This window comes from Nitrospira sp. ND1, from assembly GCF_900170025.1.
Taxonomy (GTDB): domain Bacteria; phylum Nitrospirota; class Nitrospiria; order Nitrospirales; family Nitrospiraceae; genus Nitrospira_A.
Genome location: NZ_FWEX01000005.1, coordinates 30627 through 42515, shown reverse-complemented (window position 1 = coordinate 42515; position 11889 = coordinate 30627). Strand labels below are relative to the sequence as shown.

At 62.5% G+C, this 11889-nt stretch carries 7 protein-coding genes; all 7 read left to right on the top strand.

Going from position 1 to position 11889, the window contains the following annotated elements; genetic code table 11:
• Positions 1-43: 43 nt before the first annotated feature.
• A complete protein-coding gene (locus tag NSND_RS00435; protein ID WP_080877099.1) occupies positions 44-367 on the top strand; it encodes a hypothetical protein in 324 nt (107 codons plus the stop codon).
• Positions 368-372: 5 nt separating this feature from the next.
• A complete protein-coding gene (locus tag NSND_RS00430; protein ID WP_369974230.1) occupies positions 373-735 on the top strand; it encodes a GPW/gp25 family protein in 363 nt (120 codons plus the stop codon).
• The gene (locus NSND_RS00425; RefSeq protein ID WP_080877097.1) at positions 732-3215 is read left to right on the top strand and encodes a putative baseplate assembly protein; all 2484 of its coding nucleotides are present in this window, start codon (positions 732-734) and stop codon (positions 3213-3215) included. The genes NSND_RS00430 and NSND_RS00425 overlap by 4 nt, the downstream gene beginning before the upstream one ends.
• Positions 3212-6019 carry a putative baseplate assembly protein gene (locus NSND_RS00420; protein WP_080877096.1) on the top strand — a complete coding sequence of 936 codons (2808 nt, stop codon included), beginning with the start codon at positions 3212-3214 and terminating at the stop codon, positions 6017-6019. Before NSND_RS00425 ends, NSND_RS00420 begins: the two co-directional genes overlap by 4 nt.
• A complete protein-coding gene (locus tag NSND_RS00415; RefSeq protein ID WP_080877095.1) occupies positions 6016-8097 on the top strand; it encodes a hypothetical protein in 2082 nt (693 codons plus the stop codon). Before NSND_RS00420 ends, NSND_RS00415 begins: the two co-directional genes overlap by 4 nt.
• A 92-nt stretch (positions 8098-8189) precedes the next feature.
• Positions 8190-11507: a DUF6519 domain-containing protein gene (locus NSND_RS00410; protein ID WP_080877094.1), complete on the top strand. Its 3318-nt coding sequence runs from the start codon at positions 8190-8192 to the stop codon at positions 11505-11507.
• A 26-nt stretch (positions 11508-11533) separates the two neighbouring features.
• The gene (locus tag NSND_RS00405) at positions 11534-11854 is read left to right on the top strand and encodes a hypothetical protein (RefSeq protein WP_080877093.1); all 321 of its coding nucleotides are present in this window, start codon (positions 11534-11536) and stop codon (positions 11852-11854) included.
• Positions 11855-11889: the final 35 nt, after the last annotated feature.

Sequence of the window (11889 nt, the reverse complement as noted above, 5' to 3'; positions counted from 1 at the left end):
ATAGTTGTGTGCAGCCTGCGAACCATTCATGGAGGGTGAGCTAATGCCGGGCTTTTTACTGCATCTCGGGGCGACGGTCATGTGCGCCCATGCCGGGCAGGCGACGCCGGTGACGCCGAATCCGCGCGTGCTCGTGAGCGGGCAGCCGACCGTGCCAATGACCAGTCTCTATGCCGTCGCCGGCTGCACCTTACCGCCGCCTGCCGCGGCGAATGGCCCCTGCGTCACGGCGCAGTACATCACGGCCGCGACGCGCATCACCAGCAACGGGCTGCCGCTGCTGCTGATCGACAGCCAGGCGATCTGTGTGCCCTCCGGAACGCCATTGCTTGCGACCGTCACGCAAACCAGGGTCACGGGAGTCTGACGATGATGCACGTCGATTTTCCCTATCGGTTTGATGCTCGCGGCCGGACCGCCGGGACGGATGAGGCCGATCATATTCGCGACCTGATCGAGCAGGTGCTCTTCACGAGCCCCGGCGAACGCGTGATGCGGCCGGATTTCGGCAGTGGTCTCCTGCAACTGGTGTTTGCGCCCAATAGCGAGGTGCTGGCCGCCACGACCCAGGTGCTGGTGCAGAGCGTATTGCAGCGCTGGCTGGGTGAGTTGATCGTGGTGGAGGGTGTGAGGGTGGAGGCGGTGGAGTCGACGTTGCGGGTCATCGTGCAATACGTCATCCGGCGCACCGGCACTCGTGTGACAGGGACCTTCGTGCAAGGAGGCGGAGCGTGACGTATTCCTGCTGCGATGAATTGCGCCGTCAGGTCGTTCGAGACCATCCGACACTGAACGGGATCGACTTTCTCGAAGTGATCGATCGCGCCGCGTCGACGGAGGCCGAGCGCCAACGGAAACTCGAACTGCATTTTGTGAAACCGTTGGGCGCGTTGACTCTGACGGCGACCAACATCCGGATTGAAGGCGGAGAGCGCATCGTCGGTATCCGCGTGCTCAATGCGGTCGCCGGGAGCGGCCCGTCCGCCGGCGTGTTGACCGTGGAGGTCGATCAGGCCGGCGATTTCTCCCTGTATACCCTGCGTCTGGTGACCGATACGCTCAACGACGCGGTGCCTCCCGGCATCGATCCGCAACTGACGTCTATCGACTTTTCGTTCAAAGTCGAATGTCCCAGCCCCTTCGATTGTGCACCGTACCATCGTTGTCCGGAGGAGCAGGGGGCCGCGCCGGCTATCGACTACCTGGCGAAGGACTATGCCAGTTTCAGGCGTGTCATGCTGGACCGCATGGCCGTGCTCATGCCGCAATGGACCGAACGTAACCCGGCCGATCTCGGCGTCATGTTGGTGGAGGCGCTGGCCTATACCGCCGATCAGCTGAGTTACCAGCAGGATGCGGTCGCCACTGAGGCCTATCTGGGGACGGCCCGTCGACGCGTCTCGGTCCGCCGCCACGCCCGTCTCATGGATTACTTCATGAGCGAGGGCTGTAACGCCAGGGCCTGGCTACAGGTAGAGGTGTCGGCGGATGTGGTGCGGGTCGATCCCGCCAATCCTGCGATCCCGGTCGGCACCAGATTCGTCACCCGCATTCCCGGGCAACTCACGATCATCGCCGACGATCCCCGTATCTATGAACGCGCCGATACGATCTTCGAAGCCATGGAGCCGCTCCAGTCTCTGTATGCCGATCACAATGAGCTGTCGTTTTATACCTGGAGCAATCAACGTTGTTGCTTGCCCACAGGTGCGGTCTCGGCCACGCTCGCGGGTCATCATCCTCACCTGACGCCGGGGAGCATCCTGTTGTTCGAAGAAGTCCTCGGTCCGGAAACGGGAGTGGCAGCCGATGCGGATCCTGCGCGGCGTCATGCGGTGAGGCTCGATCGTATTGTCGCAACGACAAGCGGCGGGACGCCGCTGACCGATCCTGTGACCGCTCAACTCGTCACGGAGATCACGTGGCATGACGACGATGCGCTGCCGTTTCCCCTCTGTCTCTCAGCCGCGACCAGCGCCGGGTATCGAGACGGTGTCAGCGTAGCTCGCGGTAATCTGCTGCTGGCCGACCATGGAGTGACGCTGGCCGAAGAAGCGCTGGGTGTGGTCCCGGAGCCGTTCCTGTCCATGCCGCGCTCGAAGGAGGAAGACCGTTGTACGCCCCGTTCTCCCCGGATGATTCCACCCCGTTTCAGACCAGGCTTGACCAAGGCTCCCCTGACACATGCGGGGCCCGCTTACGATCACGCAAAGTCTGCGTGGGCCGCTATGCAGTGGGCCCTGCGCGATGTGCAACCGGCGATAACGCTGACGGGGACCAAAGAGAGTGAGACGACGACGTGGACCGCACGACGAGACCTGCTGAATAGTGACGCGGCGGCCGACGAGTATGTAGTTGAGATCGAGAACGACGGTGGTGGAGCGATTCGCTTCGGTGACGATGTGCATGGCCGGCGGCCGGAATCCGGCACCGACTTCACCGCCCGCTATCGGGTCGGCAACGGTCGCGCCGGCAATATCGGGGCGGACTCATTGGTCCATATTGCGATCGGCATTCCGGAAATCACCCGGGTGCGGAATCCCTTGCCTGCCATTGGCGGGCAGGAACCGGAATCCTTGCAGGATGTGCGTCAGCGAGCCCCGGTGGCCTATCGCATCCAGGAGCGGGCCGTGACACCGGTGGATTATGCCGAGGTGACCGAACGCCGCGCCGATATCCAACGGGCCGCCGCGACGTTTCGTTGGACCGGCAGTTGGCACACCGTCTTCGCCACGGTCGATCGCGGAGGCGGCGTGGCAGTGACCGGCGAATTCGAGGCGGACATCCGCGCGCATATCGAGCGGTATCGCATGGCAGGCCACGATGTGGAAATCGATGGACCGCAGTTCGTGGCACTGGAGATCGAGCTGCATGTCTGTGTGGCGCCGGAGCATTTCCGGAGCGATGTCGAGCGCGAACTGCTCGATGTGCTGAGCAATCGGGATCTACCGGACGCCCGCCGCGGACTCTTCCATCCCGACAACTTTACCTTCGCGCAACCGGTCTATCTCAGTTCGATCTATGCGGCGGCCCATCAGGTGGCAGGGGTCGAGTCGGTGGACGTCCGCACGTTTCAGCGACAGGGCCGACCGGAAAGTTCGGCGCTGGACAATGGCCGCATGGACATCGGTCGGCTGGAAATCGCTCGCCTGGACAACGACCGCAATTTTGCGGAGCACGGCCGACTGACCATCAGCCTGGGAGGGGGGAAATGAGTCAATCGCCACAAAACGAATGCGGTTGCTGTGCCGGGATCGCCGCGGAAACTCCCGCCCTGCTCTTCAACAGGCCGGGCCTCTCAGCGATCGCCTATCGAGTCGGAACCCATCAGACGTTTCGCCGGAGCCTGCAGGCCAGGCTCTCCGACGGCCATTGGCCGGTGTTACGTGGATTGCGCACACGCGATGACGACGACTTCACGATCGCGCTGCTGGACGCCTGGGCGGTGACCGGCGACATCCTGACGTTCTATCAGGAACGAATTGCCAACGAGTCCTATCTCCGCACCGCGACGGAACGGCTGTCCATCCTGGAACAATCCCGGTTGCTCGGGTATCAGCTCGGGCCAGGACTGGCCGCAGCGACGCACCTCGCCTTCACCATGGAGGAGGCGCCGGGCGTACCGGAGCTGGCGGCTCAGCCCACGATGCTGGCGATCGGAACGAAGGTGCAAAGCATTCCGGGGCCCGATGAGCAGCCGCACACCTTTGAGACCGTCGAGACCATCGAGGCGAGACCAGCATGGAACGCGTTTCGTGCGCAGCTGACTGAGACGCAGACACTCGCCTGGGACATGACGGAGCTTTGGCTCGCCGGCGCGAACGTGACGGTGACGGTCGGCGACCTGTTGCTGATCGTCGCCCCGAACGGCAGCGGCTACGACGCGTCGATCCGACGAGTGACCGTCGTGGAGTCCAGCCGCGAAGCAGACCGCGCGCGGGTCTTCCTCGCCACGATCTCGACCAGTGCAGGGAGCGTATCCGCTAGTAAGCCCGGTGTCTATGTCATGCGGAGCACGGTCTCGCCGTTCGGGCACAACGCGCCGTTGCAGCCTCAGTACAGCAGCGGGGTGTTTCAGGGGACGTTCAGCGAGTGGGCGCTGGATGGCGCCGAACTGGACAGTCTCCTCACCCTCAGCAGCCGGAACGACAAGATTCTCGACAACAGTTTTGTCGTCATTGAACAGGACGATCCGGACAGTGGCTCGCGCATGTGGACGTTCGGCACGGTGACGGCTGTCACCCATCGCTCGGTGGCCCGTTATGGTCTCGCCGGCAATGGGACGAGACTCAGCCTGAGTACCGGTTGGACGAAAAACGCCGATTCCAAGTTGGACCTGTTGCGCACCATGACGGTGGCGGCCCAGAGCGAAGAGATCGCGTTGGCGGAGCGCCCGCTGTCCTATCCGGTCTATGGCGAGACCCTGTCGCTGGAGCAGCTCGTCGAGGGACTCGCGCCGGGGCGTCCCCTCGCGGTGAGCGGGAAGCGTCAGGCGATTCGCATCAGGCATCCCCGCCCTGCGCCGTTCAGGGGACGGAAGGCACCGATCGGTACGCCGCCGCCTCCCACCTTGCTGTTGGACGAGGGCGAGTCGGTCACGCTTTCGCCCGGCGATGTGTTGCGGATGACCGGCGGTCCCTCGAAGAAGATCGGGTTGGAGTTTGTGCCCATGACACCGGCGGAATTCGGCGCGGCCTTGATCGAGGGCGTGCCGCCGCTGTTGCGTCTGCCCCTGATGGATCGTGACGGTCTCTCGGGTGTTCTCGACATCAGTGCGGCCGACATCGAATGGGTCGCAGCCGACGCCGGCGACGCCTCGGTTTCAGAGATCGTCTTCATCGACGACGCCGTTGAGACGGCCATCACCCACGATCGCGACTGGACCACCCTGCAGTTGGCGACCTCCTTGGCGCATGTCTACGAGCGGACGACCGTACGCGTGAACGCCAACGTCGCCGCCGCCACACATGGCGAAAGCGTGAAGGAGCCCTTGGGAAGCGGTGATGCAGCCGTGCCCTATCAGGCGTTCACATTACGGCAACCGCCCTTGACCTACGTGGGGGCGGAAACGCCGAGTGGATCGGCCTCCACGCTCAAGGTCTATGTGAACGAGGTCCTGTGGCATGAGGTGCCGTTCTTCTATGGTCATGGTCCTACGGAACACATCTACATCACGAGGAAGGATGACGAGGGGCGCACGACGATACGCTTCGGTGACGGCATCACGGGGGCGCGGCTGCCCACCGGCCAGAACAACGTGCGCGTGGAGTACCGGAAGGGCACGGGACTCGGCGGGCTGGTGCAGGCCGGTCAATTGAGTCTGTTGATGAGCCGTCCGCTGGGGTTGAAGGGGGTCGTGAATCCTGCCGCGGCGCAAGGGGCCGAGGACCCGGAGTCGAGAGACGACGCCCGAATCAACGCCCCGCTCACTGTCTTGACGTTGGCGCGTGCGGTTTCGCTCCAGGACTATGAGGACTTCGCCAGGACCTTCTCCGGCATCGCCAAGGCCCAAGCCGTGTGGGTGTGGGATGGACGGAAACGCAGTATTTTCCTCACCGTCGCCGGGCCGGGCGGGGAGGTCCTCGCCGAAGACGGGTCCGTCATCACGAAGCTCAAAGAAGCGCTCCGCGCTTATGGCGATCCCTTTGTCGCCTTCACGGTTAAAACATATCGGCAGGCATTCTTTCGGCTGGAGGGGACGGTTACGATTCACTCCGACCACGTGAGCGAGACCGTGATGGCTGAGGTGACGGCCGATTTGCAACGACGGTACGTCTTCGAGGCGAGGGCGTTCGGCCAACCGGTGGCGTTGAGTGAGGCGATTGCGGCGATACAGTCCATCGCGGGTGTGGTCGCGGTCGATATCGATACGTTCGCCCGCAATGACGTGCCGACACCCGCCATTCAACCTCGTCTGATCGCCGACCGCCCGGCCATGGGCGCGGATGGCCTGGTCCCGGCGGCGGAATTGTTGTTGCTCGATCCTGCATCACTGACTCAACTGAAGGCTATGCAATGAATCCAGAAGCAGACAAGGTCTATCAGCTTCTTCCGGCGCTGTATCGCATTCGTGATGCCGAACAAGGTGGCGTCTTGCGCGCATTGTGCGAGGTGCTGGCCGAAGACATTGCGGTGCTGCGAGAGAATCTCGATCAACTCTACGATGACCAGTTTATCGAGACCTGCGCCGATTGGGTGGCTCCCTACATCGGAGACCTGATCGGCTACCGGACGTTGCACGGTGTGACGGAGCGAACCCGCAGCGCGCGCGCCGAGGTGGCCAATACGATTGCCTATCGGCGTCGCAAGGGAACGGCGACGGTACTTGAACAATTGGCGCGAGACGTGACGGGGTGGAACGCGCGCGTCGTGGAGTTCTTCCAATGGCTTGAGACCAGCCAGTACATGAACCACATCCGTCCGGCCAATCGAGCCACGCCGGACCTGCGGAACTGGGAGGTGCTGGAGCGGCGCGAGACGGCCTTCAACAGCCTGGCGCATTCCGTGGACGTGCGGCGGATTGAAACTCAACAGGGGCGGTATAACATTCCCAACATCGGATTGTTCCTCTGGCGGCTGGACGCCTTTTCGCTGCGGCGCTCGCCGGCCTTTCGAGTCGATGACGAGCGGTTTCTGTTCAGTCCGTTGGGGAACAACTTCCAACTGTTCACGCGACCGCAATCGGAGACCGACATCACCCACATTGCCGAACCCCTCAACGTGCCGGAACCGATCAGTCGGAGGGTGTTGGACCGGTATCTCGATCGGTATTACGGGCCGCAGTTGAGCCTGTTCATCGAAGCGGACAACGTCACGACGACGCTCGGCAATGTTCAGGTGTGCAACCTGTCCGACGACGGCGTAACCTGGGCGCACCTGCCGGTGAGTAAGGTGTCGATCGATCCGGTGCTCGGACGGATCGCGTTTCCCACCGGTACTCCGCCGGTCAACCTGCGGGTGACCTGTCAGTACGGGTTCAGTATGCCGACCGGAGGCGGGTCCTACGAGCGCAGCAAGACCTTCGCGCTTGGCGGCGGGTTCGAGACGGTGACTCAGGAGCAGAGTTTACAAACCGCACTCACCGCAGCGCAGACCGGCGGGATTGTGGAGATCGGCGACAGTGGACGGTTTCCGGAAACCCTAACCCTGACGATCCCGGCGGCCGCCAAGGTGGAGGTGCGCGCCGCAAATGAACATCGACCGACCGTCGTTCTCGGCGGCGATTGGACGATCAGTCTGGCGCCCGGTTCGGAACTCACGCTGAACGGGCTGCTCATTACCGGAGGACGCGTGCGGGTGACGGCAGCCGGTGGCGTTGGAGCGCGTATCTTGCGGTTGCGCCACTGCACGCTGGTGCCGGGACTTGCCCTCACGCGTGAGGGCGAGTCCTTGTCCCCCGCTGAGTCTTCTCTGGTCGTCGAGCGGGCCGGCACGCAGGTCGAGATCGATCATTGTCTTCTCGGGGGTGTGGCCTTGGTGGACAGCACGGAACTCTCCATGACGAATACCTTGCTCGATGCGACGGCGCCGACCAGAGTGGCCTTTGCAGCGCCTGATGGCCTGGCTGCCGGCGGGGCGTTGACCGTTGTTAATTCCACGGTGATCGGCAAAGTCCATACGGTGCGTCTCGATCTTGCCTCCAACACGATCTTCGCCGCGGCGCTGGCGGCGGGCGATGCCTGGACCCATCCGGTTCTGTCCGATCAGAACCAGCAGGGCTGCTGTCGATTTTCGTTCGTGCCGCTGAATTCCATCGTGCCGCGCCGGTATCGCTGTCAGCCGGCTCTCGCCGTGGATGCGGCGTTGCTGGAAGCCGATCAGCCCAAAGGCAGCCTCACCGATCCGGAAATACTCGCGCTGACCTTGGCGACGCAGGCTCGCGTGAGGCCGGCCTTCACGGCGCGGCGGTATGGGCAAGCGGCTTATGGTCAGTTGGCCGGTCATTGTCCTGAGGAAATCAGCCGCGGGGCGGACGATGAGTCCGAGATGGGGGTGTTCCACGATGTCTTCGCTCCCCAGCGTGAAGACAATCTCAAGATTCGCTTGCAGGAGTATCTCAGGTTCGGGCTGGAGGCGGGACTCTTCCATGCCACGTGACGAAAAGACTTTGAGCAAGGATGTGGGAACCAGTCTTCCCACCGGTGTCCGAACCATTGAAGTAAACCCCACTAATCAGCAGGAGAGCGCACATGAGTGGTGACTACAGCCGTAAACGATTTAACCCTGAGAAACATTACCAGGGCGTACTGCGGCAGCAGGGGCGGGTCGACCTCGATGCCGACTGGAACGAGTACGTAGACCTCCAGGACCGCCGATGGCGGGCTGAAACGATCGATGTCGTGGGCCGATCCGGTGTGCCCGATGAGACGCCCGACGGGTTCAAGATCGCGGTGAGCGGCGGCGAACTCACGGTCGGCCAGGGCCGTATGTATGTCGACGGGTATGTGGCGGAGAACCACGGGACCGCCCCGGCATTCGAGCCGACTCTCGAAGAGGGGTATGGGACCGCAGCCTTGCCGGTAAAGAATCAACCCTATGGCGGACCGGTCACGGTGCCGGCTCAGGTACGGTCGTTAGTCTATCTGGACGTGTGGCGGCGGGAAGTGACCCACCTCCAGGCGCCGGATCTGATCGAGCCGGCCGTCAACGTCGATTCGACCACGCGTTACCAGACGGCCTGGCAAGTGAGGGTGTTGGCAAACATTCCGCCGGATATCACCTGTGACACCCCGCTCAGCGACATTCCAGGCTGGCCGACCGGGAACCGTTCCTCTTCGGCAAGGCTTACCACCACGACGGTGGCCGTCACCACGGAGCCGGATCCCTGTCTCGTGCCGCCGACCGGCGGGTACCGCGGCCTGGAGAACCACCTCTACCGTGTGGAGGTGCACAGCGCGACGACGACCACCGCGAAGGTGAAATGGTCGCGGGAAAACGCCCATGTGGCCACCTCGCTATTGGAAATCCTTGCCGGACGCACGACCGTGCGGGTGGAGAGTCTGGGGCGCGACGATGTCCTGCGGATCAAGACCGGAGATTGGGTGGAATTGACGAGCGATCAGCGCGAGTTTGCCGGTCTACCCGGCGAGATGCGCAAGGTGACGGTGGATGATGCCAATCAGACGCTGACCTTTAGTCCTGCGCTGCCGGCGGCCGATTTTCCGCAGGGTGTCGTCGATGCCGCCAAGCATGTGCGCGTGATTCGGTGGGACCAGTTCGGCATTGTGCGAAAGCCTGATGGGTCGCAACTGATCAACCTGGACCTCACCGCCGACGGGTTGATCGAACTGTCCGCAGCGAATCCAAGTTTTGTGTTGGAGCTTGGCGTACAAGCCACCCTAACAGTCCTCGCGGGAGGCACGGCCCACAGCGGCGACTATTGGTGTTTCGCGGCCCGGACGGCGGATGCCGACATCGAGCGGCTCAATCAAGCGCCGCCGCTCGGCATTTATCATCACCACGCGCACCTCGCGATCATCGAACCGAACGGTGAGATTCACGACTGTCGGACGGTCTTCCCGCCGCTGACGGAGTTGACGCCGGGTTGTTGCACGGTGGTCGTGCGGCCCGGTGAAGATATTCAAGCGGCAATCGACTCGTTGCCCGATGAGGGCGGCTGCGTCTGCCTCAAGGTCGGCGATCACGAGATCCAGGCGCCGATCCGCATCGAGAAATCACACGTCTCATTACATGGTGAAACATTGGGCGCGCGGGTCGTGCGGACGGACGGCCCCGAACTTCTGCGTATCGCCCATCCTGACGGCCTGCTCTTGGAACATGTCACCGTGAGCGGCATCTCCTTCGACCTGGAGAGGAAGGGGAGTCAGGGCCAGGTGATGCAGGCCATGGTGGCAATGGATCGCTGCCGGAACACATCCGTCGAACGCTGCGTCCTGCATGCGCGGGCCTTGAGTCAGATCGCCGGAATGATCATCACTCGCTGCAACGACGTGAGTGTGATGAACTGTCTGGTCGACAATGTACAGTACGGCCTCTGGACGGCCGCCGATACGACGGGCCTGACTGTTGTGGGCAACAGCTTCGATGCCACGAACGGGAGGAAGAGCGACGGTGGACTCGTGGGTCTGTTGCTGCAGGATGTGTCCTTCCCGGCGAGAATCGAAGAGAATCGCGTGTTGGGGTTTGTGTTCGGCATCGTGTTGAACAACGGTCTGTTTACCGGCGTGCCGTTTTCGCTCGCTGCGGGCTCGAGGATCGCGGGTAACTACATCGTGCGGCTCGGTGCGCAAGTGGAAGCCGGTACCTTGAAGGCGTTCGGGATCGACGTCGCCGCCGATGACTGCGTCATCTGCGATAATATTCTTCTGTATGCCTCCGTCGAGTACGGAGGGATTGCGGTGAGCGGCAGGAATGCCGTTGTCGAGCGCAACCAACTCCGTTCGGTACTGAAGGAAGCGGGGGCTGTGCGGCCTATTGCTCTCCTGCTCGCCCGGCTTGGCGGGAAGGGGAGTCTCGGGACGATCGGCGGCCGGGTCGCCGGCAACACGGTCCTCGGCGTGCAGGAAGGGATCGTCGTGATCGGCAACGAAGGGGCCGAGGTACTGGACAACCGGGTGGAAAGTGACGGGCAGGAGGTCGGGTTCGGTATCTTGCTCGCGGCATCGAGTCGTGTCCGCCTGCAAGGCAATCGTGTCACCAACACGGCCTGGCCCATCGCGACCAGCGGCGGCACGGCGAATGTCGTCGTCGATAACCGCCTCGTACGCGGCGGCGGCGGCGTCACGGTGGTCTTCCACACGTCCCTGACCTGCAGCCAGAATCTCGTCGAAGACATGCGACATTGGGGCATCCTTAGCCTGGTCGGATTTGCGAAATGCGCCTTGACCGAAAACCGCGTGCTCAATTGCGGCTATCAGCAAGTGCCGTCGATCGGCATCGGGGCTTCCTTGCAAATCGGAGAGTTGTGCGTGGAATCGTGCGAGGTGATGAACACCGGAGTCTCACCCGATAATACGATGGTGAGTTCGCTGTCCTGGGGAATCGTCGCAGACCTGATTCTGGAGGCCCGGGTGCAGAGCAATCTGGTCACCTATGCCAACGCGGCGCTGTTGGATGCGAATCAGGAACATCGCGCGCTCTGGATGCGTGGCTGGTGGGAACAGGTGATCACCCTCGGCGCGGGGCAGGTGATTTTCGGCTTCAGTGCTCAAATTCTGGATAACAAGTTTCTCGGACCCGGCCGGTCAGCGTTGATCGAAATCGCCCAACAATCCGTGAGCGACAATCTCTTTCGGCGGTTCGAACGGCTTTTCTTCAGCAATAATTTTTGCTGGCATGCCAGCGTCGCTGCGCAGGGGACGGCTACGGTGTCTCTCGCGGGACGGAGCGCCATCGTCATGGGCAACCATATCAAGACGAATGTGCCGATCCCCTCCGTGGATTTTCACGGGATGAAAGACGCGGTGTATATGGGCAACTTGGCCCAGGCCAACCCGGTGAATTTCGGCGGCATTCCATCCCCGATATCCGGTTTCAACAAACCCTAGCAGTCCGTGGGTAAAGGAGCATAGAGATGGCGACCTTGAATCAGATCCTGGCAGAGCAGACAAAAATCATCGGTGAAGCGAAGTCGTCCCTGGAGGCTGCATTCAAGAAGCCACCTACCCAGGCGGCCACGATCGCCGCTCGGGAAGCGACGGTGGCAGATTTGAAGGCAAGGGTGGCCAATCTCACGGAAACCAGGGCTGCCGTCACCAGACACATCGACCAACAGGTGGCCGGATATCAGTCTGAAATCGTGGCCTTGGAGAAACTTATCGAAGAGGACAAAAAACGGTTCGGCGATCAGCCGACGCCTCCGCGGCCGGTGCGCGGCAAGGGGCGAGGGAAGTAAAGGCTGTTCGCGTCCCTTTCTGGAACGGTTATGGA